The sequence below is a fragment of the Nocardia pseudovaccinii NBRC 100343 genome, assembly GCF_001613225.1.
Taxonomy (GTDB): Bacteria; Actinomycetota; Actinomycetes; order Mycobacteriales; family Mycobacteriaceae; genus Nocardia; species Nocardia pseudovaccinii.
This window is the reverse complement of sequence record NZ_BDBY01000361.1, coordinates 15,498-37,552: the sequence shown is the minus strand read 5'-3', so window position 1 is coordinate 37,552 and position 22,055 is coordinate 15,498. Positions and strand designations below refer to the sequence as shown.

Below are 22,055 nucleotides of genomic sequence, written 5' to 3'. Positions count from 1 at the left end.
CGGCATGCGGCGCGCTCGCGCGCCCGACCTCCCCGAAGAATCGAGAGGAAAGAAGTAAGGATGAGGAAAATCGTTGCGGTGGCCGCCGGATTGGTCGCCGCAGTCGGCATCGCCGCCGGTACCGCCGGCGCCCAGACCGACGGTGACGAAGCGGTCGGATTCACGGCCTACGCCACCGACACCCAGTCCATTGTCAAGACCGATGGCGGCTCCATGGTCATCGAGGACAACGTCTTCAAGATCAAGGCGAGCAACGGCACCGTGCTCACCGGCATGCCGCTGAAGTTCCGCGTCGACGACTTCGAATTCCCGATCGTGGCCGATATCGCCGACCACTCCGCCACCCTCACCCCGCAGTTCGACATCGCGCACGCGGCTTACAAGCCGGTCGCGCTGCCGTTCGAGGACAAGGCGCCGTGGAAGAACGAATACGACCGTGAGCAGGCCGCCTGGTCCCGCATGACCAGCACCATCACCATGGGCGCCACCCTCGGCACCCTGATCGGCGGCCTCAGCGGCGGCGCGGTCGGTTGCGTCCTGGGCGGTATCGCCGGTGCGACCGTCGCCTCGGCCGCCATCGTCGGCCTCTTCGGCGCCTTCATTCCGGCCGCGGCCATCGGCTGCCTCGGCGGCATCGTCGCGGTCGGTGCCCTCGGCACCCTCGCGGGCCAGATCCTGATCACCGCTCCGGTGGCCATCGGCGCTGCCATCCAGTACTTCTCCACTATCAACCAGCCGCCGTTCCCGCCGGCGAAGTAGATAGCGAAGAAGAACCCAACGGCGTTCGTTGGGGGACACCCGACCCCGCCCGGTTCCTCACCCCGGGCGGGGTCTTCGCTGTGTGGTAGCGGTACGGCCCGGCGAAAGATGTCGGTGGCCACGAGTACTCTCGGACTCCAAATGTATGTGGGGGCCGGATGTTTCGCGGCGGCGACATCGAGAATTCGGGAGGTGTGTCCGCTGTGAGCGAAGCGCGGCAGTCGTCGACGATTTACGGAAACGTAGTCGAGTTCGTCGAGAATTACCTGAGTCCGGTCTATCTGCGGCACGTGAGCGATCTCGGCGACATGGTGTGGTGTCCGGAATGGTGGAAGCATGCTGAGGCGGGGGCGCGGCTGGAGGCGCTGTGGCGAGCTTGGGAGTATTACCGGCTCGACGGCCGAACGGGTATGAGCGTGTGGTTCCTCGATCACGCCGACCCACACATGTTCGAATTGCTCGACCGACGCGGCCCGTTCGAATACTGCGGGGCGGTCGGCGGCCACCATGACACGCTCGCTCCGCTGCCGTTGCGGTCACCGCCACCGAATGTCTTTCGTGATCCGACGGTGACAGATTTCGAAACCGATTCGGGCAGTGCATAAGTCAAGCGCCTATGTGGTGGAGCGGATGGCGCGGCGGGCGGCTATGGAGCCGAAGGTTTCGCGGTCGGCGAGGAAGCCTTCGAGGGCGAAGGTGGCGGCGCCGAGGCTGACGGGGTTGTGGGGGAGGGCGCACAGTTGCAGGGTTACCGCGGTGAAGGGGTCCGACATGGCGTGGTGGGCGGCTACGCGTCGGGTCGCGTCGAGGAGGCGGTCGCCGAGGACGTTGGCGACGAGGTCGCCGAAGACCATGGTGCGGGGGTTGAAGAGGTTCACCAGGTTCGCGACGGCGACACCGAGGTAATTGCCGGTCTTTTCGATGACCTCGCTCGCGATGGGGTCGTCGCTGGCGCCGATGGCCGCGATGGTGGCGGCATCGTCGGCCGCGAGTAGCGGGCTGGCCGGGGCGATTTCGCGCAGGGTCTGCACGATGCCGCGCGCGCTCACATAGGCCTCGACGCAGCCGTGACGCCCGCAGCGGCATTCGCGCCCGTCGACGACGAGATTGGTGTGGCCCCATTCGCCCGCACTGTTGGTCACGCCGCGATAGAGCGCGCCATCGATGACGACGCCGATGCCGACTCCGGCACGCAGCGTGACCACGATCAGATCGTCCACATCCCGCCCCGCGCCGAACCAAAGATGCGCTGCCGTACTGGCTTTCAGCGGATTGTCGAGATACAGCGGATGTGGCACCCGCGGTTGCAGCAGCGATTTCAACGACACGTCGTGCCAGTCCCAGTACGGCGAGAACACCGAAACGCCGCCCTCGGGTTCCACCAGTCCCGGAACGCTCAATCCGACGCCGAGTACCCGCTCCGCATCGTCGGCGGTCAGTTCGCCGATGCCGCGAACGATCAGCTCGGTGACATCCTCGGGCCGGGTGGCCGCGGGATCCACCGGAATCTCCACCGACCGCAGCACCGTCATCGCCAGGTCGAAAAGGTCGAAATGAATGCTGGTTTCGGCGATATCGACCCCGACCAGGGTGCCGCGCGCCGGGTTGATCGCCAGCTGTGCACGCGGCCGCCCGATGCCGGGCGCGTCGTAGCCGAGTTCGGCGAGCACCCCCACATCGAGTAGTTCGGCGATCATATTGCCTACCGTCGCGAACGAGAGCCCGGTGGCGCGGGCGATCTCCTGACGGCTGGTGTGGCCCTCGGCGGCATAGACCGCCTGCAGTACATAGAACCGATTCCGGCGTCGGATGTCGCGCGCGGTCAGCTGGTACACGGTCGGGCCATCTCCTTCCGATTGATATTCGCAGACGCTACCCGAGCAGTTCTGACAACACTATTTACAACGGTTAGCCGAAGTCCTACTGTAACCCAGGTCACTACAAGACGCCGAGCGCCCGGCGCAGCATCAGAGGAGCACCCATGTCCTGGACCCGCCGAAGCCGTTGGACCAGAGCCGTTTTCTGCGGGGTATCGCTCGCACTGGCCGCGTCGGCCTGTTCATCGGGCAAGGACGATTCGCAGGCGACCGGTCCGCAGCACACCACCGGCGCGATCAGCCTGGTCTACGCCCAGAAGCAGGGCGATCAGGAGTACTTCATCGGCGAGGCCGAAGGCGCGAAGGCCAAGGCCAAGGAACTGGGCATCGATCTGAAGGTGGTGAACCTCGGCAATGACGCGAACAAGGCGGTCACCGAGGTGCAGAACGCGGTGAACCAGAAGGCCAGCGGCGTGATCGTGGTGGTACCCGATCCTTCGGTCGGTCCGCAGGTCGCCCAGCTCGCGAAGGCCGGTGGTGTCGCGCTGCTGACCTCTGATGACCAGGTATGCACGAACGGGCCGGATCCGACGTCCTGCGCGAAGGACAATCTGGTGCCACGGGTCGGCTTCAGCGGCACCCAGATGGGCACCGAGGTCGGCACCCGCGCCGGTCAGGACTTCAAGAAGGCCGGGTGGAAGCCGGAGGAGACCGCGATCATCGACGCCTGGAAACAGGACGTGACCGTGTGCACCGACCGGGTCAAGGCCAACCAGAAGGCCTTCAAGGATGCCGCCGGTGTGGACGTCAAGGTGATCGAGGTCGGCACCGACAACACTCCGTCGGACGCGCAGAACAAGATCTCGGCGACGGTGTCGGGCAATCGGTCGGTGAAGAACTGGATTGTCATGGGCTGCAACGACGAGAACGTCAGCGGCGGCGTCGCGGCGATCCAGAACGCCGGATACTCGGCCGACAATGTGCTCGGCGTCGGCCTCGGCGCCTACCTGGCCTGTAAGGAATGGCGTGGCGGCAAGCCGACCGGCTTCAAGGCGGCACTGTTCATCAACGGCAAAGACGTTGGCGCACTGTCGGTTCAGACGATCTACGACTACCTGAAGAACGGCAAGCAGATGCCGCCCGAAGCCTATGCCCCGACCAAGATGGTCGACTCGACCAACTGGCAGCAGGCGGGCGTCACATGCAGCTGACCGGACTGCGGGTATCCGGGCTGAGCAAGAGCTTCGCCGGGGTGCCGGCCCTGCGCGAAGTGAGCCTGGATTTTCCCGCTGGCGCGGTGACCGCCCTGATGGGTGAGAACGGGGCGGGCAAATCCACCCTGATCCGCATCCTCGGTGGCGATCACCGCCCGGACGGTGGCCGGCTCGAGTTGGATGGTGTGCGACTCGAGCTGGCCACCCCCGCCGACGCGCGGTCGGCCGGAATCCGGGTGATCGGCCAGGAGCCGGAGATCGTGCCGCACGTTTCCGTCGCCGAGAACGTCTATCTCGGATCGCTGCCGCGGCGCTCGGGCCGACTGCTCGATCGGGCCGCCCTGCGCGAACGGATGCGCGCCGACCTCACCCGGCTCGGCTTCGACCGTGACCTCGACCCGGACACCATCGGATCGAAACTCACCGCGGCGCAACGGCAGTTGGTGGAGATCATGCGCGCGTTGACCACCGATGCCAAGGTGATCGCCTTCGACGAGCCGACCTCGTCGCTGTCGGACCACGAGACCGAATCGCTGTTCGCGCTCATCGGTCGATTGCGTCGGCAGGGCCTCGCGGTGATCTATGTGTCGCATCGGATGCGGGAGATCTTCCGGCTGGCCGATCGGGTAGCGGTGCTGCGTGATGGCGCGCTCGTCGGTGAGCGCGCGACCGCCGACACCAGCGACCGCGAGATCGTGCGGATGATGGTCGGCCGGGATCTGTCGACGTTGTTCGCGCGCAAGCACAATACGCCGGGCCGGGTTGTGCTCGACGCGGATGCGGTGACCACCGACGACGTAACGGACGTGAGTCTGCAGGTGCGCGCCGGTGAGGTGGTCGCGTTGGCCGGGCTGGTCGGCGCGGGTCGCTCGGAACTGGCCGGTGCGCTGGCCGGTGATCTGCCGATCCGCTCCGGCGAGGTGCGGGTGGACGGTAGGAAACTGCGTCTGCGGCAGCCGCGGGACGCGGTGCGGGCTGGGATGGGGTACGCGCCCGAGGAGCGCAAGGCGCAAGCCCTGCTGCTGCATCGCGGTGTGCGCGACAATATTTCGCTCGCGATGCTCGACCGCTTACGGCGACTGCGGTTCGTCCGGGGCGGTGCGGAGCGGCGGCTCGCTCGTCAATACGTCGAATCACTCAGGGTGCGAACACCTTCCATCGAACAGGAGGTGCGCAAGCTCTCCGGCGGCAATCAGCAGAAGGTCGTGCTGGCGCGCTGGCTCGCCCGCAAACCCAAGGTGCTCATCCTGGATGAGCCCACTCGTGGCGTCGATGTCGGCGCCAAAATCGAGATCTACCACGTCATCGAGGAACTGGCCGAATCCGGTGTCGCGGTGCTGGTGATCTCCTCGGAGCTACCCGAAGTGCTCGGCCTGGCCGACCGCATCGTGGTCATGCAGCACGGCCGGGTCACCGGCGAACTGGACCGCGAAGAGGCCAGCGAGGAGGCGGTTCTCGCGCTGGCCATGGCCGCCGACCTGTCGCATACATCGCGAGGAAACCCATGACAGACCAACAACTTTCGATTCCGGTGGAGACCGCCGCGCCCTCGGCGCTTGCTCCCGGCGCAGCCGCCCGTCGTCTGGTGCAGGCGATCGGCACCGGCAACCTCAGCCTCATCGGCGCGCTGGTGGTGATCGTCGCGATCTTCGCCTGGCTCAACGACGGTTATCTGGATCCGGCCAATCTCGCCGGAATCGGCGAAGCGGTAACGGTTTTCGGTCTGCTCGCCGTGGTTCAGACGGTCGTGATCATCTGTGGTGCGCTCGATATTTCGGTCGGCTCGCAAGCCGGTGTCGCCTCGGTGATCAGCGCGATGGCATTTACCGCGACCTCTGGCAATGCCTGGTTGGGCATTCTGGCCGCGATCGGTGTCGGGCTGGTGCTCGGGGCGATAAACGGGCTGATCATCGTCTACGGACGCGTCAATCCGGTGATCGCGACACTGGCCACCCTGGCCGCGTTCAAGGGCGTCGCGCAGTTGATATCCGGCGGTAAGGCACAGGGTTTCGTGCTCGGCGACGACGTATTCATCTTCATCGCTCGCGGCAAGATCCTGGGTCTGCCGGTGCCGGTGGTGATTCTCGCGGTGGTCGCGATCGGTATGCATGTGCTGCTGAAGTACACCGATATCGGCCGCAATATCTATGCCATCGGCGGCAATGACACGGCCGCACGGCTTTCCGGCATCAATATCAACAAGTACCTGATCGCGGTGTTCGTGCTCGCGGGTGCGGTGGCGGCGATCGCCGGAATCATCCTGACCGCGCGAACCGGCTCCGGGCAGCCGGTCTCGGGTAGTGAGGGGCTCGAGCTGAAGGCGATTACCGCGGCGGCTCTGGGCGGGTGTGCGTTGAAGGGCGGTAAGGGCACGATCGGGGGGACGCTGCTGGCCGTCGTGCTGCTCGGTGCGCTGGACAACGGGCTGAACGTTGTTGGTGTGAATACGTTCTGGCAGAACGTCGCTCAGGGCTCGTTGCTGGTGGCGGCGGTTGTTATTCAGCAACGACGCAGCGGGGAACGTGCCGTCGGATTGCCGACCTAGCATCCGTCAGGAGCGAATCATGATCGAACTGAAAGCCGACCGCTGCTCGCCGAGGCCGGGCAGATTGTGCGAGGGACCGGTCTGGGATGACCGCACCGATGAGGTGCTGTGGGTGGACATTCCGGCAGGCCGTATCCATCGCGCCACACTGCGCGACGGCGACCTCGTACAGCGGTCCACCGTGGCGGTGGGGAAGCGGGTCAGCGCGGCGGTGCCGTGCGCATCGGGCGGGCTGATCGCGACTGCCGTCGACACCTTCCTGCATATCGCCGACGGCACGATGACCGAGGTCGCGGCACTGTCGCTGCCCGATGACGGGGTTCGGCGGCGCATGAACGACGCCAAGGCGGACCCGTGGGGGAGACTGTTCGCCGGGACCATGTCGGAAGACGAAATCCAGGGCACCGCGGCGCTTTATCGACTCGATCCCGATGGCGAGCTGAGCACTGTGCGGCAGCAGGTGACGATCTCCAACGGACTCGGCTGGAGCCCGGACGGCGCCACTCTGTACTACGCGGACAGCCCGACACATCGAGTCGAGGCATTCGACTACGACTCGGCCACCGGCACTCTCAGCGGTGGGCGTACCTTCGCGGAATTCCCGGACGGTCTGCCCGACGGATTGACCGTTGACGCACGGGGTTTCGTCTGGGTCGCGGTGTGGGGTGCCGGGCAGGTCCGGGCATTCGATCCATCGGGTCGGCCGCACGCGGTGATCGATGTCGGCCCGGCGCAGGTCTCCAGTTGCGCCTTCGCCGGTCCGGACCTGGATGTCCTCGTAATTACCACGGCCGCCGAAGGTTCCGCCGATCCGAATGCCGGGCGGCTGTTCACCTGCAGGCCGGGTGTGACCGGTCTTCCGGCGAATACCTACTCCGATGCGAGATTGGTGAGCAACCCATGACCGACCACGGCCTGATCCTGGATCCGCCGGTAATCGCGATCCTGCGCGCCCCGACGGCCGCTCGGTTCGCCGAAGTGGCTGCCGTACTGCACGAGTCGGGCATCACGGCGGTTGAGTTCACCCTCAACTCGCCGGGAGCGCTGGACGCACTGCGCGATTGCTCCGGAGCGGCCCACCCGGTCGGTGCGGGCACGGTGCTCACCGCGATCGATGCCGCGCGAGCTGTGGATGCGGGCGCGGCATATCTGATCACCCCGACGGTATGCCCCGACGTGATCGCGGAGGGCCGCCGCCTGGGTGTCCCGGTGATCTGCGGTGCGTTCACGCCCACCGAGATCCACAGTGCGTGGCAGGCGGGCGCGACCATGGTCAAGGTCTTTCCGGCCTCGGTCGGCGGTCCCGGCTATCTGAAGGCGATTCGGGGTCCGCTGAACGAGATCCCGTTGGTGCCGACGGGCGGCATCGGGCTCGCCGATGCCAGAGCGTATTTGGATGCCGGGGCCAGGGCGCTCGGTATGGGGTCGCCGCTTGTCGGTGACGCGTGCGTCGGCGGTGATCTGGATGCGCTGCGTGAGCGCGCGTCGATGGTGCGGAAGGCGTTGCTATGAAATCCGTTTCGCGCGATCCGATTCCGGTCGCGTATCGGTGCGCGAGGGGAGTTGCCATCGGTGGCGTTCTGCAGAATCGAGATCGACGTACCGGGCAAGATCGCCGCGCTGCGGGCTTTCCAGGAGGTCGACCGCGCCATGGTGACAGTCGAACCGATTACCTGAGCGCGCCAGCTCTCGCCGGATGTGCGGGCGGGAGGCGATGCGTGTGAAATACCTTGCTATCAGGGCTGAGTTGCGGGAATCGAATGCTGAGGACCTCAGTGCGCGAAGGTCGTGGCAATGACAGGCGGATTGATAACTCTCGGCGAAGCACTCGGTGTTGTAGCCGCGACTGACCCCGGTCCATTGGCTCCCGGTGCCGCAATGCGGATGGATTTCGCGGGCGCGGAAGCGACGGTCGCGATCGGCGTTCGCAGGCTGGGGCATGAGAGCGCGTGGGTGGGCAGCGTCGGTGCTGACGCCGTCGGCACCATGGTGCTCGACCGACTCCGCGCCGAACAGGTCGACATCTCGCGGTGCCGAATCGATCCAGAACTGCCGAGCGGTCTCATGCTGCGCGAGCGACGAACCGCCGCTCACATCCGAGTCACCTACTACCGCAAGGGTTTCGCGGGCACTCGACTGTCACCCACCGATATCGACACCGCACAGATCGCCGCCGCACGGGTGCTGCATCTCACCGGCATCACCCCGGCACTGAGCCCGTCTGCCCGCGATGCCGTCCACACCGCACTCGACGCCGCTGTCGATGCCGGGGCGATCGTCTCCCTCGACATCAATTACCGCCGCGCATTGTGGTCGGAATCGGATGCGGCCGTGGAACTTTCGAAGCTGGTGTCGCGCGCCGATATCGTCTTCGCCGGTACCGACGAAGCTGCCATCCTGACACCGGCCGCGACTCCCGCCGCGATGGCGGAATCGCTTGCCGCACTGGGTCCTTCGCAAGTCGTGATCAAACTCGGGTCCGAAGGCGCGCTCGCACTGCACAACGGCGAGCTGATACCGCAGCCTGCGGTGGACATCCGCAGCGTCGACCCGGTCGGTGCGGGCGATGCGTTCGTCGCGGGCTACCTCGCCGGTGTGCTCGACAACGGGTCCGCAAGGCACAGCCTGCAATTGGCCGCAGCCTGCGGCGCATTCGCCGTATCCGTACCCGGTGATTGGGCTGGTCTGCCGTTCCGGCACGAGCTCGGCCTGCTCACCGGCGCCGACATCAACCGATGAAGGGAACAGCATGAGTCGTCTGGCAGACCGGGTCGCGGTCGTCACCGGGGGCGCATCCGGCATCGGTGCGGCCACCGCACATCGGCTCGCCGCCGATGGCGCCGCGGTCGTCATCGCCGATATCGCCGAGGCGAGTGGGCGCGAGGTCGCCTCCAAGATCCGTGCGGCCGGTCATCGAGCCGAATTCGTTCGCTGCGATGTGTCTTCGGAGGATTCTTGGATCGAGCTGCGCAATAGCGTCAACGAGCTGTTCGGACCGCTGGACTTCTTGTGCAGCAACGCATCCCGGCAGGCCACCGTCCCGGCACATGAATTGAGCAGGCAGGCATGGGATGACGGCCTCGCGGTCAACCTGACCCCGCTGTTCCTCGGCCTGCGCACCTTCATCGACGATCTGCGCAGCCGCGGCGGCAATGTGGTCGCGGTGTCCAGCGTGCACGCCCAATTCGGGCTGCCCGGATACCCGGTCTATGCCGCCGCCAAGGGTGGGTTGACCGCATTGGTCCGGCAACTCGCCGTCGAGTACGGGCACTCCCACGTGCGGGTCAACGCCGTGCTGCCCGGCCCGATCCTCACCCCGGTCTGGGACGACGTCGACGAGGCAGGTCGGCGGCTGTCCGCCCAGGCAACCGCCCTGGACCGGATGGGCGCGCCCGAGGAGGTCGCCGCCGCGATCGCCTTCCTCGCCTCCGACGACGCATCTTTCATCACCGGTGCCAACCTGGTCGTCGACGGCGGCTGGAGCGTGCGAAAGGAGTCCCGGTGAAGATCACCGCACTCACCACCTACCTGGTCGCACCGCGCTGGTGCTTCCTGAAGATCGAGACCGACGAGGGCATCACCGGCTGGGGTGAACCGGTACTCGAGGGCCGCGCCCACACCGTCGCCGCCGCGGTCGGCGAACTGGCCGACTATCTCGTCGGCAAGGACCCGATGAGTATCGAAGCGCACTGGCAGGTGCTCACCAAGGGCGGCTTCTATCGGGGCGGACCGATCCTGTCGAGTGCGGTCGCGGGCATCGACCAGGCACTGTGGGATATCACCGGAAAGGCGCTGGGCGTTCCGGTTTGGCAGTTGCTTGGCGGTGCGGTGCGCGATCGTGTCCGGGTATACAGCTGGATCGGTGGCGATCGTCCCGACGATGTCGCGCGGGCGGCGGTAGAGCGAAAAGAGCAGGGCTTCACCGCGATCAAGATGAACGGCTCCGCCGAACTGGAGCCGATCGATACCCCGCGCGCGACCCGAGGCATTGTCGATCGAGTCGCGGCGGTGCGCGAGGCAACCGGCGACGATTTCGATATCGCCGTCGATTTCCATGGCCGCCTGTCCATTCCGATGGCGCGGCGGGTGCTGCCGTTACTCGAACCGTATCTGCCGTTCTTCGTCGAGGAACCGCTCGTCCCGGAGTGCAGCGGCCAGATCGGCGAGATCACCCGCGCGACAAGCATTCCCATCGCCACCGGTGAACGGCTCTATTCGCGTTGGGATTTCAATGCGGTGCTCGATCAGGGCATCGCCGTCGTCCAACCTGATCTCTCGCACTCGGGTGGCATCTCCGAGGTGCGCCGCATCGCCGCCCTCGCCGAGGCCCGCGATATCGCCCTCGCCCCACACTGCCCCCTCGGCCCCATCGCCCTCGCCGCCAGCCTCCAGGTCGGCTTCGCCACCCCCAACCTACTCATCCAGGAGCAAAGCCTCGGCATCCACTACAACACCGGCTCGGACTTGCTCGACTACCTCGCCGACCCGACGGTCTTCGCCTATCGCGACGGCTATGTCGACCTGCTCCAAGCCCCCGGCCTCGGCATCCAGATCGACGAAGCCGCGGTGACTCGCGCCGCCGAACGGGGCCACCGCTGGCGAAATCCGATCTGGCACCGTAAGGACGGTTCCTTCGCCGAGTGGTGACCCCCTGGGGCGTCGTTATCCGTCTGGTGTTTCCCGTAGATTTGCCCGGGTCGGCGACAATCCGGCACCGGACAAACCTCGCAAGGGAATATCGTGACCACTACCGACGAGCGCACGCGCTCACCCTTCTCGTCCTGGCTCCTACAGGGCGCGACCGATGAGCGCTACTCGCAGCACGCGGGCCCCATGCGCAAGCCGGGTGATGCCGAACACGAGCGGTCCTGGTGGCAGGTGATGTGCCTGACCGGTGTCGACTACTTCTCGACCCTCGGCTATCAGCCGGGCATCGCGGCCGTCGCGGCCGGTGTGCTGTCGCCGCTGGCCACGCTGGTGCTCGTCGCGCTGACGCTGTTCGGTGCGCTACCGGTGTATCGGCGAGTGGCGCGGGAGAGCCCGCACGGCGGCGGCTCGCTGGCCATGTTCACCGAACACCTACCGCGCTGGACCGGCAAGATCTTCATCCTGGTGCTGCTCGGTTTCGCGGCAACCGATTTCGTCATCACCATGACGCTCTCGGCCGCCGACGGTGCCGCTCATATCGTCGAAAACCCTTATGTGCCCGCGGGTCTGCACGATCACAACCTGCTCATCACGCTCGCCCTGCTGGCATTGCTCGCGGCGATCTTCCTGAAGGGTTTCGCCGAGGCCATCAAGATCGCGGTCGCGTTGGTCGGAGCGTACCTCTCGCTGAATGTCGTTGTCGCCGTCGTCGGTTTGTATCACGTGCTCACCGCCGGTGATCTGGTCGTCGACTGGACGCACGCGCTGACCGCCGAGCACGGCAATGTCGCGGCGATGATCGGCGTCTCGCTGCTGGTTTTCCCGAAGCTGGCGCTCGGCTTGTCCGGATTCGAGACCGGTGTCGCCGTGATGCCGCAAATCAAGGGTGCGCCAGGGGATTCCGAGGAAAACCCGACCGCTCGCATTGCCGGGGCGCGCAAGCTGTTGACCACCTCCGCCCTGATCATGAGCAGCTTCCTCATAGTGACCAGTTTCATCACCGTCGTGTTGATTCCCGAGCGGGAGTTCGAAGCGGGTGGGTCCGCGAACGGTCGAGCGCTGGCCTGGCTAGCGCACGAATACCTCGGCGATATGTTCGGCACGGTGTACGACGTGAGCACCATCGCGATCCTCTGGTTCGCGGGCGCGTCGGCCATGGCGGGGCTGTTGAATCTGGTGCCGCGCTACCTGCCTCGATACGGAATGGCGCCGGAGTGGGCCCGTGCGGTGCGGCCACTGGTGCTCGTGTTCGCGGTGATCGCGTTCGGTATCACCTGGTACTTCAACGCCGATGTCGACGCGCAGGGCGGTGCGTATGCGACCGGTGTGCTCGTGCTCATCACCTCCGCGGCGGTCGCGGTGACGTTGTCGGCCGCGCGGAAGGGGGAGCGCAACAAGGTAATCGGCTTCGGCGCGATATCGGCGGTCTTCGTCTACACGACCATCACCAATATCTTCGAACGCCCCGAGGGCGTGCAGTTGGCATCGCTGTTCATCTTGACGATCATCGTCATGTCTTTCGTCTCGCGCGCCCGGCGCTCCTTCGAATTGCGGGCCATCGAGGTGACTTTCGATGAAACCGCCGCCCGCATGATCGACCAGGCCGCGGCCGAGGGCATGATCCGCATCGTCACCCACGACATCGACCAGCGCAGGCCCGAGGAGTACCGGGAGAAGGAAGCGGATCAACGCCTGGAGAGCCATATCCCCGCGGATGCCCCGATCCTGTTCCTCGAGGTCATCGTCCGCGACGCCTCAGACTTCAGCACCGACCTGCGCGTGACCGGACTCGACCTCGAGGGCTACCGCATCCTCAGCGTCGAAGCCACCGCCATCCCCAACTCGATCGCCGCCATCCTGCTCGCCATCCGCGACCGCACCGGCCTGGAACCGCACGTGTATTTCGAATGGACAGAAGGCAACCCGCTGGTCAACCTCCTGAAGTTCCTCTTCGTCGGTGAGGGCGAGGTCGCCCCGGTAACCCGCGAAATCATCCGCCGCGCAGTCCCGAACCCCGCCGACCGCCCCCACGTCCACGTCGACAGCTAGTGCCCCGTCCAGATAGGTTGCCGCACCATCCGGTCCGGCTCGCTCGCCGAGCGCAGTCGAAACGCGGCATGACACGCCAAGCAGCACCGCCATCTGACTGCGCTCGACGGACCTCGATTACCTCAGAAGCTAGCTGGACGCGGCACTAGCCCCCATCATTGCCGCGGCTGCGTGTAATTCGTCCACTAATACCCGTCGAACCACCGCACCAGCCTCGGATTCGCATGGTCCGGATACCACCCCGGCGCCATCGCAGATGCCTGCGATCTCCCTCCCGACCCGGACTTCACAATCAACACGATGACCACCGGCACCGCCACAACCGCAAGCAGAATCAAGATGTGCAACAAACTGACAGCACCCATGCGGTCAGTATGTAGTACGCCCACTCACCACGGGAGTTTGCCCTGGACAGATGATCATCATGCATTGGCTGTGTTGCTTCTCGGCCGATGCCGCCACGAATCCATGGTGAACGCCTGTCCATAAGTGGTTCGGCGTGGCGGTCGGGACTGCCCAGGCGTGCGGCATTCGCCCATCTCGCTGATCCCGATGGTCGGGCTGTTTTGGTCGATTCCGTACCTGCACCCGGGCTCGACTGGTCAGGCGGCCTTGCGTTCTTCGGACTTCAGATCATCAGCTGGGTCGAGCAATCCTGGGATTTCGTCTGGATCTGAAACTGATCAGCATCCGTTCGGTGCCGGAGCTCCCGCGAAACGATCCGCGAGGTATTGAGTCGCATCCTGTTGGCGGACAAGGCCTTCCAATACGTGGTCGAGCCAGGCGTCGCGGACGAGCTGTACGCTCGCTCCGCCCGCGCACCACTGGCGTGTCATATCGTCGGCTTGACTCACCGGCACGATTTCGTCGAGAACGCCGTGGAAGCTGTAGATCGGGACGCGTGGTACGAATCGGCCGAGTGTATTGCGCGCCAGGACATCAGCGACGCGTGGATCGCCGAGGAGGTCCGGTATGGCCGACAGGCTACGGAGGTTGGTGAACGCGAGACTGGTCAGCGATTGCTCGGTGCACATCTGCCGGATCTGTGAGAACACCTGTGTGCCTCGAGGATTGAGCAAAGACGCGATACCGGCCTCGGGATACTCGGCATCGATACCCGCCAGCGTTGCGATCACCAGTGGGCTGGCCGGGCCCGCACCGTTGAATCGGCTGAGCAGCATCAGGTCCGACGGTATGCCGCCCAGTGTGGCCCCGACGAGGGGGAGTTCGGGTGCATAGGACGGCTGCAACTGTGCTGCCCACCCCGAGATGGCCGCACCACCGGAATAGCCGGTCAGTCCCCAGGGAGTTGCCGCGGTGAGACCTCCGGGCTCGAATTGTCTGGCCGCTCGGATGCCGTCGAGCACGATGTGACCGCCGGAGAAGCCCGCCGAGAATGCCGCCCTGGGCCCCTCGTGGTCCGGCACCGTGACCGCCCAGCCCCGGTGTAACAACGCAACGGGAACCGATGTTTCGTTGGCTTGCAATCCGATGCCGGAGCCACTCTGCATAGTGCGTGAGGGCGCGCATTGCTCGGCTACGGCATCCTCGGCGAACTGGACCGAGACCGCGGGCCTTGGATCCGGGCCCGGCCATGGCGTTGTGGGAACGAGAAGGGTGGTAACCCCCAGAATCGGCTGTTCGTGAGAGTCGTTGCTACGGAAGGAAATCTGCCATGTCCGGGTATCCGCCGGTAAGCCGGGAACGGCGAGTTCTACCGGCCTGGCCGCCACGATTGCGCCGGGTTCGAATGCCGACAGCGACGCGGGCGCTTGGTAGAACGAGTCCTGCTGCGTTGCAGTCGATTCGGATGTGGCTGGTTCCGCATGCACCGTTGGCGAGCCCGCGAGTGCACAGATGGTTCCGACGATGAGCACCAGAAACCGCATGACACACCTTCTCTGGGGAGAATTCAGTGTCAGCAAGGTAGTACGAAACTCTCGCGCCGAAAGAGCGCTTCCACTGACCGGGATTCACTTCTTCCTGGCGCGGTAGGCGGCGACAGCATTGCGATTTCCACAGGCCGTGCTGCAGTAGCGGCGCGATCTATTGCGGGACAGGTCGAGAACCAGGCCCTCGCAGTCCTCGTCAGCGCACCGGGATAGCCGACTCAGCTCGTCGGAGCGGACCAGATCGATCATTGCCATAGCGGTCTCGACGGCGATGCGAACGGGCAGCGGAGCCTGCGCGGGCACCGCGTGGATGTGGTAGTCGACATCGCCGTGGCGGACCAGTTGCGGCAGGGCTCGATGCGTCGCCAGCGTCTCGTTGATCAGCCGCACCGTCGTGTCGCGATCGCTGGTCAGCATGCGGCGTAGCGGCGTACGCAAGGCGCGCACCGCAGTGAGCTCGGCGGCGTCGCCGGAGTGCACGCCGGTGTAGACGTGCTTGACGAAAAACTCGTCGAGCTGGCCGATCTCGGTCAAGGTATCCGGCTCCTCCGCCGAGTTCACCAGCTCCACCGCGGCAACCAGGGCCGCCTCAGTGTCATGAGCAAAGGCCATGTTGACATATTACCTCACCTGACCTTAGCGTCATTAGTCATGGCTACGATGACTCATGACAACACCGCGCAGCGCCTACGCACCGGGTTGCTCTGCGCGGTGGTGTCAGCGTCCTCGTTCGGGCTATCGGGATCGCTGGCTCGCAGCTTGATGAATGCGGGCTGGAGCTCCGCATCCGTGGTGGCGGTCCGGGTGCTGCTCGCTGCCGCTGTGCTGGTTCCGATCGCGGTGGTGCAGTTGCGCGGTAACTGGGATCTGTTGCGCCGCAACGCGTCTTTGATCACCGCGTACGGACTGCTCGCCGTGGCCGGTACCCAACTCGCCTACTTCAACGCCGTTGCCCATATGCAGGTCGGCGTGGCACTGCTCATCGAGTACACCGCACCGGTCGCCGTGGTGGGTTGGCTGTGGCTGCGTCAGAGCCAACGACCCAGCACGGCAACGGTTCTCGGCGCATTGCTCGGCATGACCGGCCTGGTCCTGGTCATCGACCTGCGCTCCGGCCTGGCCGCCAGCGGCATCGGCATCGCCTGGGCCCTCGCCGCCATGATCGGCGCCGCCGCCTACTTCCTGCTCTCCGCCCACGGCGACGGCACTCTGCCCGGCACCGTACTCGCCGCCGGAGGCCTCCTCCTCGGCGGACTCGCTCTCCTCGCGGCAGGCGCGATCGGCATCGTCCCCCTCCATGCCACCACCGATCCGGTTGTCTTCCAACACCTCACCGTCTCCTGGTGGCTCCCAGTCCTCGCGCTCGGCACGATCACCGCCGCCCTCGCCTACGTCTCCGGCATCGCCGCCACCCGACTCCTCGGCTCCCGCCTCGCCTCGTTCGTAGCACTCTTCGAAGTCCTGGCCGCCCTGGCCTTCGCCTGGGTCCTCCTCGGTGAATCTCCCCGCCCGCTCCAACTCCTCGGCGGCGCCCTGATTCTCACCGGAGTAATCACCGTCCGCCGCGGCGAAACCGCCCCGCAGGCCCCCGCCTCGAGCCGACAGGAACGGTGATGCGGCCGCACAGGCTCGAGCTGTAACCACATCTGCCGCAACCGGCGAGGTCAACCCACGGGCTTGACCTTCACGTAAACGTCAATCTCTAGCGTCGCTCCCATGACTGTTACGACGCGAACCGCACGGGCTGTCCAGCTTTCCGCACGACCGGACGGATTTCCGGAATTATCCGACTTCCGACTAGTCGAGCAGCCGGTGCCCGATCCGGCGCGGGGACAGGTGCTGGTGCGGAATATGTACATGTCGATCGATCCCGGGATGCTCATGCAGATCGGCGCCTATCCGGGAATTCCCATGCCGCCGTTCGCCGTTGGCGCCACGATGTTCGGCGACGCGATCGGCGAGGTCGTCGCCTCCGCGGATCCGAATGTTCCGGAGGGCGCGCTGGTGCTGCACCGGCTCGGCTGGCGCGAGTACGCGATGGCCGAGGCGAGCGCGATCCGGGTCGTGGATCCGGGCGCGTACCCCTCACCGTCCAGCTATCTCGGATTCGGGCTGGTCGCCTACGCGGGCCTGACGGCCGTGGCGGGTCTGCGTGCCGGGGATACCGTCTTCGTTTCCAGCGCGGCGGGCGCCACCGGTGGCATGGCAGGCCAGATCGCGCGGTTGCTCGGCGCGGGCCGGGTCGTCGGTAGCGCAGGCTCGGCGGAGAAGGTGCGCCATGTCATCGGCGAGCTCGGCTTCGACGCTGCGTTCGACTACCACGACGCACCCCTGGCCGAGCAGTTGCGAGCGGTCGTGCCGAACGGAATCGACGTGTATTTCGACAATGTGGGTGGTGCTCAGTTGCGGGCGGCGATCGAGGTGATGAATGTGGGCGGACGCATCGCGCTCTGCGGCGCTCTCACTCGGCAGCGGTCCGGCGGTCTGCCCGACGAAGGTCCCGGAGATCTGCTGCCGGTGATCGGCAAGCGGATCACGCTGCGTGGCTTCACCATGCTCGACCATCTGGATCTGGCGGCGGAATTCGGGCAACGGTTACGGCGCTGGATTGCCGATGGGCAACTCGTGCAAACCGAGACCGTCGTCGACGGGCTGGAGAACGCGCCGCGTGCGTTGCTCGATCTGGTCCGCGGCCACTACACCGGGAAGGTGGTCGTACGACTCGCGCGTTGACCCTACCGACGGAAGGGAAACGAGATGCTGATCGGTGAACTCGCGGCGCGCACCGGAACGACCACCCGCGCCCTGCGCTTCTACGAAGAGCAGGGCCTGCTCACCTGCGAGCGCACTACCTCGGGGTACCGCACCTACGACGAAAACGCGATCAAACAGGTGAACAACATTCGCGAATTGCTCGACATCGGTTTCACCGTCGACGATGTCCGGGCCTTCCTGCCCTACCTGGACCTCGACCTGCCCGCCGTATTTCCCTTCGAACCGCGCTGCGCGACCGGGTACGCGGCCGTCGGACCGCCACGAGTTGCCGAGTTGAACGAGCGCATCACGCGGTTGACGGAACTGCGGGACCGGCTGCTCGACCGCATGCCCTGGCTCGCAGGCGACGCCCCGACCGCCCAGCACGACGAAATCCCGACCAGGAATAGCGCGGCCCCGGATCGATTGTGACTGTGAAGGGGAAGTGTTCCGAATTCGCCCGCGGACGGGATCGGCATGGCAGGATCGGGGTGCCACGAATGGGGATGGGATGACTGAAACTGATTCGACAGCAACGGCATTCACCACGATCGCAGACGCGCGGGCGGGGCTGCGGCGCGGGGAAGTCAGTGCGGCCGAGCTAGTGGAAGGGGCGCTGGCGGCCGCAGATGCGCACGACGAGACGCTCGGGGTGTTCCTGGCCCGGTTCGAGGACCGGGCGCGGGCGCAGGCCGCCGGGGTTGATCGCAAGATTGCGGAGGGGGAGGCGCTCGCGCCACTGGATGGGATTCCCCTTGGCGTCAAGGATATTTTCGCGCACTCGGCCGGGCCGACCACGGCGCAGAGTTCGGTGCTCGACCCGGCATGGGCGAAGTCGGCCGGGGACGCCGCGGTCGTGCGGCGGCTGGAGCAGGCCGGTGGCATCGTGGTCGGAAAGACCACCACGATGGAATTCGCCATCGGTGTCCCGGATCCCGAGAAGCCCTTTCCGATACCGCGGAATCCGTGGGACGCGCAGCGGTGGGCGGGCGGATCCAGCTCTGGTTCGGCCAGTGGGCTTTTGACCGGGGCTTTTCTGGGTGCGGTCGGCACCGATACGAGCGGCAGCCTGCGCATTCCGGCAGCCTTCTGCGGCATCACCGGATTCAAGCCGACATTCGGCCGGGTGCCGAAATCCGGTGTGGTGCCACTGGCCTACACACTCGACCATGCGGGCCCCTTGGCTCGCACGGCGGCCGACTGCGCCTTGCTGCTGGAGGTATTGGCCGGTCACGATGCCGAAGATCCCTACAGTTCGACCGAACCCGTCGCCGACTACACGGCCGCGCTCACCGGTGACCTGCACGGAATCACCATCGGCGTCGACAATCTCGACCGCTTCGTCGGCGACGGGCACGATCCGCAACAGCCACAACGATTCTCGGCCGCCATCGATGCCCTGCGCGCCGCGGGCGCGGCCATAGTCCCCGTCGAGGTGCCGATGTACGTCGAGGCAACGGCCACGACTTTGATCGTCTTGGCCGCCGAGTCGGCGGCATACCACCGACCGACCCTGCGCTCCCGATACCACGATTACGCCCGCGGCAGCCGCGTCGTCTTCGCCGCGGGCACCACGGTGTCCGGTGCGGATTATGTTCAGGCCCAAAGGGTTCGACATGTCGCGCAGCGCAAGATGGCAGAGCTGCTCACCGAGGTCGACCTGGTGGCGACCCCGACCGGCCACCTCGGCGCCCCACGTATCGATGCCATGGAGCAGCTGAATCCGGTGAGCGTTCTGGCCGGATTGCATACGCCGTACTGGAATGCGCTCGGCAACCCCACCATCGCGGTACCGATCGGGCTCACCGCCGACGGTGTTCCCCTGTCGATGTCGATCAGTGGCAAGCATTTCGACGAGGCATCCGTGCTGCGCGCGGGTGACGCCTTTCAGTGCCGCACCGATCACCACCGCCTGACCCCCACGCTGAGCCGAAAGGTATTGCCATGAGTTCTTGGCCCGCCTCCGCGGAGGAGAACGCGGCGATTGCCATGTTGGAGCAACTCCTGCAGGGGATGACAGGTCTGCTGCAATCGGTCGACGAGGCCCGATATATCGATCCCAGTGGCGGCTATGTGCCGTACCGGGGAAAACAGCCGAACTGATTCGGCATCGAGTACGCCGCAGGGGTGGGGCGGCGAATTCGGCTCTACCTCCGCGGTTTTCGACGTAGGCGGCATGCCCGTCGATTGTTCCACCGTTTGGAGTTTGATTCGTGACCACCCAGCAGTCTCCCGTTCCGCACGGCTCGCCCTTCGATACCGGTGGTGAACGCGCTCCGCTGTACACCCCGGAGTTCGCCGCCGACCCACATCGCGCATATCGGGAGATGCGCCGCAAGTACGGTTCGCTGGTGCCGGTGGATCTGGCTCCCGACACCCCTGCGACCCTGGTGATCGGCTATCGCGCCGCTGTGCGAATTCTGCACGATCCCGAGCACTTTCCGCGCGATCCGCGTATCTGGCAGAAGGACGTTCCGCCGGACTGTCCGGTCCTACCGATGATGGATTGGCGCCCAAGCGTTTTACACAGCAACGGCGCGGTGCACGCCCGCTATCGGGAGGCCGTGAACGCGGCCATCGAGGCGGTCGACCTGCACGCACTGCACACCACGGTCGCCGAGATCGCCATCCCGCTGATCAACGCGTTCTGCACGACCGGATCGGCCGATTTGATCAGCCAGTACGCACTGCCACTCGCCTTCACCGCGATCAATGCCGTCCTCGGCTGTCCGCCCGAAATCGGGGGCCGCACCGCACTCGGCCTGGCGGCGATGTTGGATACGGTCAACGCCGCCAAGGGAAATGAGCTGGTACACGAGGCGCTGACCGAGCTGATCGCGCTCAAGAAGGCCGAACCCGGCGACGACATCACGACCCGACTACTTCAACACCCCGTCGGCCTGGACGATCTCGAGGTGCTCGAACATGTGATGCTCCTCTACGGCGCGGGCATCGAACCGGCCCAGAATCTGATCGCCAACACCTTGCTGCTGATGCTCACCGACGAGCGCGTCGCCGACAATATGCTCGGCGGCAGCCTGTCCACCCGCGACGCGCTGGACCGGGTGCTGTTCACCGATCCACCGCTGGCGAACTACTGCATCACCTATCCGCGACAGCCCATCCTGATCGACGAAATGTGGCTGCCCCCACACCAACCCGTCCTCATCAGCATGGCGGCCTGCAACAACGATCCCGAAATCGTCGGCGAGCACACCGGCAACCGCTCACATCTGGCATGGAGCGCGGGCCCGCACGCCTGCACCGCGAACTCCATGGCGTACTTGATAGCTCAAGACGCGATCGACCAATTGCTCGATGCGATACCGGAACTCGGACTCGCCACCCCGGCGGCAGCCCTCACCTGGCGTCCGGGCCCGTTCCACCGCGCACTGACCGCCCTGCCAGTGACATTCCCGAAGTCACCGCCGTGGAGCATCTGACAGCGCCTCGGCCGCAGCAGCCGCAATAGCACCGGCAACCCCACTGAGCGCAGGCGACTCGACCTTCCACTGCTGCCAATAAAGTGGCACATCGATATACGAATCCCCATCGATGGGCACGAAGGCCCGACTACCCCGAGTCTGCAGATCCGGCAGCATCCCCCACCCCAGCCCGATCCGAACCGCCTCCGCGTACCCCGCCGCCGACGGCACATAATGCCGCGGCGGATCCACCGGCTGCCCACACCGCCGCCGCAGATGTCGATCCTGCAGATCATCCTTGCGATCGAAAAGCACAACCGGCGCAACGGAATACGCCTGCGCGGTAGGCCCATTCGCGAACCAGGTCCGCGCGAACCGTGGATTCGCCATGGGCCGATAGCGCATCGCGCCGAGCCGCTCCACCCGGCATCCCTGCACCGCCGCCGCGGTGGCGGTGATCGCGGCCATCACCGTCCCGTCGCGCAGCAGTCGAGTCGTATGCTCCTCGTCTTCACGATGTATCTCGAAACACACACCGGTGGGCGCCTGCCGCAGCGCGGGCATCACCCATGTTTCCAGCGAATCGGCATTGACCGCGATCGGCACCCGGATCGGCCGATCCGCGGGTCGATCGGTATCGCCGAGTTCGCGTGCGGCATCTCCGGCGAGTAGTTCGATCTGCCGCGCCAACCGCAGCACCGCGAGCCCGGATTCGGTGGGCCGCACCGGTTTTGTGCGCTGCAGCAATATGCGACCGGCCGCATCCTCGAGTGCCTTGATGCGTTGACTGATCGCCGAAGGCGTCACGCGCAGACTGCGCGCAGCCGCATCGAAGGTGCCCTCGGTGACCGCCGCATTGAGCGCGCGGAGCTGATCGAGCTGCAAGTCCATTAAGAAATCGTAAAGGTACTTCAGAATCTTTAGCTGGTCTGGTCACAGCTGCGGATCTAGCG

Annotated in this window: 22 protein-coding genes; 17 read left to right on the top strand and 5 right to left on the bottom strand. The window is 65.8% G+C overall.

Features of this window, described 5'->3' with window-relative positions; all coding sequences use genetic code 11:
- The first annotated feature begins 60 nt into the window (after positions 1-60).
- Positions 61-759, top strand: a complete 699-nt coding sequence (locus tag NP3_RS39315; protein ID WP_063046785.1) for a DUF8020 domain-containing protein — start codon at positions 61-63, stop codon at positions 757-759.
- Between the two features lie 203 nt (positions 760-962).
- Positions 963-1,364 carry a DUF4913 domain-containing protein gene (locus NP3_RS39310; protein ID WP_245721292.1) on the top strand — a complete coding sequence of 134 codons (402 nt, stop codon included), beginning with the start codon at positions 963-965 and terminating at the stop codon, positions 1,362-1,364.
- Positions 1,365-1,373: 9 nt separating this feature from the next.
- On the opposite strand, the gene NP3_RS39305 is transcribed toward NP3_RS39310, so the two are convergent.
- On the bottom strand, positions 1,374-2,594 hold the full coding sequence (locus NP3_RS39305; RefSeq protein WP_063046783.1) for an ROK family protein: 1,221 nt from the start codon (positions 2,592-2,594) through the stop codon (positions 1,374-1,376).
- Positions 2,595-2,740: 146 nt separating this feature from the next.
- On the opposite strand from NP3_RS39305, the gene NP3_RS39300 reads away from it, so the two are divergent.
- From NP3_RS39300 to NP3_RS39260, 9 genes are all read left to right on the top strand, one after another.
- Positions 2,741-3,787, top strand: a complete 1,047-nt coding sequence (locus tag NP3_RS39300) for a substrate-binding domain-containing protein (RefSeq protein ID WP_063046782.1) — start codon at positions 2,741-2,743, stop codon at positions 3,785-3,787.
- Positions 3,778-5,298 (top strand): sugar ABC transporter ATP-binding protein, encoded by a 1,521-nt coding sequence (locus tag NP3_RS39295; RefSeq protein WP_063046781.1) that lies wholly within the window; start codon positions 3,778-3,780, stop codon positions 5,296-5,298. The genes NP3_RS39300 and NP3_RS39295 overlap by 10 nt, the downstream gene beginning before the upstream one ends.
- A complete protein-coding gene (locus NP3_RS39290; protein ID WP_063046780.1) occupies positions 5,295-6,335 on the top strand; it encodes an ABC transporter permease in 1,041 nt (346 codons plus the stop codon). Before NP3_RS39295 ends, NP3_RS39290 begins: the two co-directional genes overlap by 4 nt.
- Positions 6,336-6,354: 19 nt before the next feature.
- On the top strand, positions 6,355-7,239 hold the full coding sequence (locus NP3_RS39285) for an SMP-30/gluconolactonase/LRE family protein (RefSeq protein ID WP_063046779.1): 885 nt from the start codon (positions 6,355-6,357) through the stop codon (positions 7,237-7,239).
- Entirely contained in the window at positions 7,236-7,847 is a 612-nt protein-coding gene (locus tag NP3_RS39280) for a bifunctional 4-hydroxy-2-oxoglutarate aldolase/2-dehydro-3-deoxy-phosphogluconate aldolase (protein WP_063046778.1), read from the top strand. The genes NP3_RS39285 and NP3_RS39280 overlap by 4 nt, the downstream gene beginning before the upstream one ends.
- A 282-nt stretch (positions 7,848-8,129) precedes the next feature.
- Positions 8,130-9,074: a sugar kinase gene (locus tag NP3_RS39275; protein ID WP_063046777.1), complete on the top strand. Its 945-nt coding sequence runs from the start codon at positions 8,130-8,132 to the stop codon at positions 9,072-9,074.
- 10 nt (positions 9,075-9,084) lie between these two features.
- On the top strand, positions 9,085-9,840 hold the full coding sequence (locus NP3_RS39270; protein ID WP_063046776.1) for an SDR family NAD(P)-dependent oxidoreductase: 756 nt from the start codon (positions 9,085-9,087) through the stop codon (positions 9,838-9,840).
- Complete coding sequence (dgoD, locus tag NP3_RS39265; protein ID WP_063046775.1) at positions 9,837-10,982, top strand: galactonate dehydratase; 1,146 nt, start codon at positions 9,837-9,839, stop codon at positions 10,980-10,982. Before NP3_RS39270 ends, dgoD begins: the two co-directional genes overlap by 4 nt.
- A gap of 186 nt (positions 10,983-11,168) precedes the next feature.
- Positions 11,169-13,031 carry an APC family permease gene (locus NP3_RS39260; protein ID WP_245721295.1) on the top strand — a complete coding sequence of 621 codons (1,863 nt, stop codon included), beginning with the start codon at positions 11,169-11,171 and terminating at the stop codon, positions 13,029-13,031.
- A gap of 185 nt (positions 13,032-13,216) precedes the next feature.
- Here the strand turns inward: NP3_RS39260 and NP3_RS50955 are convergent, their stop codons facing one another.
- The 3 genes from NP3_RS50955 to NP3_RS39245 all read right to left on the bottom strand — a co-directional run bounded on the left by NP3_RS50955 (position 13,217) and on the right by NP3_RS39245 (position 15,535).
- On the bottom strand, positions 13,217-13,282 hold the full coding sequence (locus NP3_RS50955; protein WP_245721294.1) for a DUF2510 domain-containing protein: 66 nt from the start codon (positions 13,280-13,282) through the stop codon (positions 13,217-13,219).
- Positions 13,283-13,714: 432 nt separating this feature from the next.
- The gene (locus NP3_RS39250) at positions 13,715-14,920 is read right to left on the bottom strand and encodes a lipase family protein (protein WP_063046772.1); all 1,206 of its coding nucleotides are present in this window, start codon (positions 14,918-14,920) and stop codon (positions 13,715-13,717) included.
- Between the two features lie 84 nt (positions 14,921-15,004).
- Entirely contained in the window at positions 15,005-15,535 is a 531-nt protein-coding gene (locus tag NP3_RS39245; RefSeq protein ID WP_063046771.1) for a CGNR zinc finger domain-containing protein, read from the bottom strand.
- A gap of 39 nt (positions 15,536-15,574) precedes the next feature.
- Here NP3_RS39245 and NP3_RS39240 point away from each other — a divergent pair, with 39 nt between their 5' ends.
- The 6 genes from NP3_RS39240 (at position 15,575) to NP3_RS39220 (ending at position 21,120) form a co-directional block, all read left to right on the top strand.
- Complete coding sequence (locus NP3_RS39240; protein ID WP_063046770.1) at positions 15,575-16,537, top strand: EamA family transporter; 963 nt, start codon at positions 15,575-15,577, stop codon at positions 16,535-16,537.
- Between the two features lie 102 nt (positions 16,538-16,639).
- Positions 16,640-17,656, top strand: a complete 1,017-nt coding sequence (locus tag NP3_RS39235; protein WP_063046769.1) for an NADP-dependent oxidoreductase — start codon at positions 16,640-16,642, stop codon at positions 17,654-17,656.
- 24 nt (positions 17,657-17,680) lie between these two features.
- A complete protein-coding gene (locus tag NP3_RS39230) occupies positions 17,681-18,109 on the top strand; it encodes a MerR family transcriptional regulator (protein ID WP_063825036.1) in 429 nt (142 codons plus the stop codon).
- Positions 18,110-18,188: 79 nt separating this feature from the next.
- Positions 18,189-19,625, top strand: a complete 1,437-nt coding sequence (locus NP3_RS39225) for an amidase (RefSeq protein ID WP_063046768.1) — start codon at positions 18,189-18,191, stop codon at positions 19,623-19,625.
- Positions 19,622-19,780: a hypothetical protein gene (locus tag NP3_RS48580; protein ID WP_157124851.1), complete on the top strand. Its 159-nt coding sequence runs from the start codon at positions 19,622-19,624 to the stop codon at positions 19,778-19,780. Before NP3_RS39225 ends, NP3_RS48580 begins: the two co-directional genes overlap by 4 nt.
- A gap of 110 nt (positions 19,781-19,890) precedes the next feature.
- Positions 19,891-21,120: a cytochrome P450 gene (locus NP3_RS39220; RefSeq protein ID WP_063046767.1), complete on the top strand. Its 1,230-nt coding sequence runs from the start codon at positions 19,891-19,893 to the stop codon at positions 21,118-21,120.
- Here the strand turns inward: NP3_RS39220 and NP3_RS39215 are convergent.
- The gene (locus NP3_RS39215; protein ID WP_063046766.1) at positions 21,100-21,993 is read right to left on the bottom strand and encodes a LysR family transcriptional regulator ArgP; all 894 of its coding nucleotides are present in this window, start codon (positions 21,991-21,993) and stop codon (positions 21,100-21,102) included. The genes NP3_RS39220 and NP3_RS39215 overlap by 21 nt on opposite strands.
- Positions 21,994-22,055 lie beyond the last annotated feature (62 nt).

Excerpts from the sequence above, each read along its gene's own strand:
- NP3_RS39270 (WP_063046776.1), top strand. The coding sequence starts at position 9,085 with ATGAGTCGTCTGGCAGACCGGGTCGCGGTCGTCACCGGGGGCGCATCC.
- NP3_RS39240 (WP_063046770.1), top strand. The coding sequence starts at position 15,575 with ATGGCTACGATGACTCATGACAACACCGCGCAGCGCCTACGCACCGGG.
- NP3_RS39225 (WP_063046768.1), top strand. The coding sequence starts at position 18,189 with ATGACTGAAACTGATTCGACAGCAACGGCATTCACCACGATCGCAGAC.
- NP3_RS39275 (WP_063046777.1), top strand. The coding sequence starts at position 8,130 with ATGACAGGCGGATTGATAACTCTCGGCGAAGCACTCGGTGTTGTAGCC.
- NP3_RS39215 (WP_063046766.1), bottom strand. The coding sequence starts at position 21,993 with ATGGACTTGCAGCTCGATCAGCTCCGCGCGCTCAATGCGGCGGTCACC.
- NP3_RS39230 (WP_063825036.1), top strand. The coding sequence starts at position 17,681 with ATGCTGATCGGTGAACTCGCGGCGCGCACCGGAACGACCACCCGCGCC.
- NP3_RS39290 (WP_063046780.1), top strand. The coding sequence starts at position 5,295 with ATGACAGACCAACAACTTTCGATTCCGGTGGAGACCGCCGCGCCCTCG.
- NP3_RS39260 (WP_245721295.1), top strand. The coding sequence starts at position 11,169 with ATGCGCAAGCCGGGTGATGCCGAACACGAGCGGTCCTGGTGGCAGGTG.
- NP3_RS39300 (WP_063046782.1), top strand. The coding sequence starts at position 2,741 with ATGTCCTGGACCCGCCGAAGCCGTTGGACCAGAGCCGTTTTCTGCGGG.
- NP3_RS39285 (WP_063046779.1), top strand. The coding sequence starts at position 6,355 with ATGATCGAACTGAAAGCCGACCGCTGCTCGCCGAGGCCGGGCAGATTG.
- NP3_RS39245 (WP_063046771.1), bottom strand. The coding sequence starts at position 15,535 with ATGGCCTTTGCTCATGACACTGAGGCGGCCCTGGTTGCCGCGGTGGAG.
- NP3_RS39250 (WP_063046772.1), bottom strand. The coding sequence starts at position 14,920 with ATGCGGTTTCTGGTGCTCATCGTCGGAACCATCTGTGCACTCGCGGGC.
- NP3_RS39280 (WP_063046778.1), top strand. The coding sequence starts at position 7,236 with ATGACCGACCACGGCCTGATCCTGGATCCGCCGGTAATCGCGATCCTG.
- NP3_RS39315 (WP_063046785.1), top strand. The coding sequence starts at position 61 with ATGAGGAAAATCGTTGCGGTGGCCGCCGGATTGGTCGCCGCAGTCGGC.
- NP3_RS39295 (WP_063046781.1), top strand. The coding sequence starts at position 3,778 with ATGCAGCTGACCGGACTGCGGGTATCCGGGCTGAGCAAGAGCTTCGCC.
- NP3_RS48580 (WP_157124851.1), top strand. The coding sequence starts at position 19,622 with ATGAGTTCTTGGCCCGCCTCCGCGGAGGAGAACGCGGCGATTGCCATG.
- NP3_RS39235 (WP_063046769.1), top strand. The coding sequence starts at position 16,640 with ATGACTGTTACGACGCGAACCGCACGGGCTGTCCAGCTTTCCGCACGA.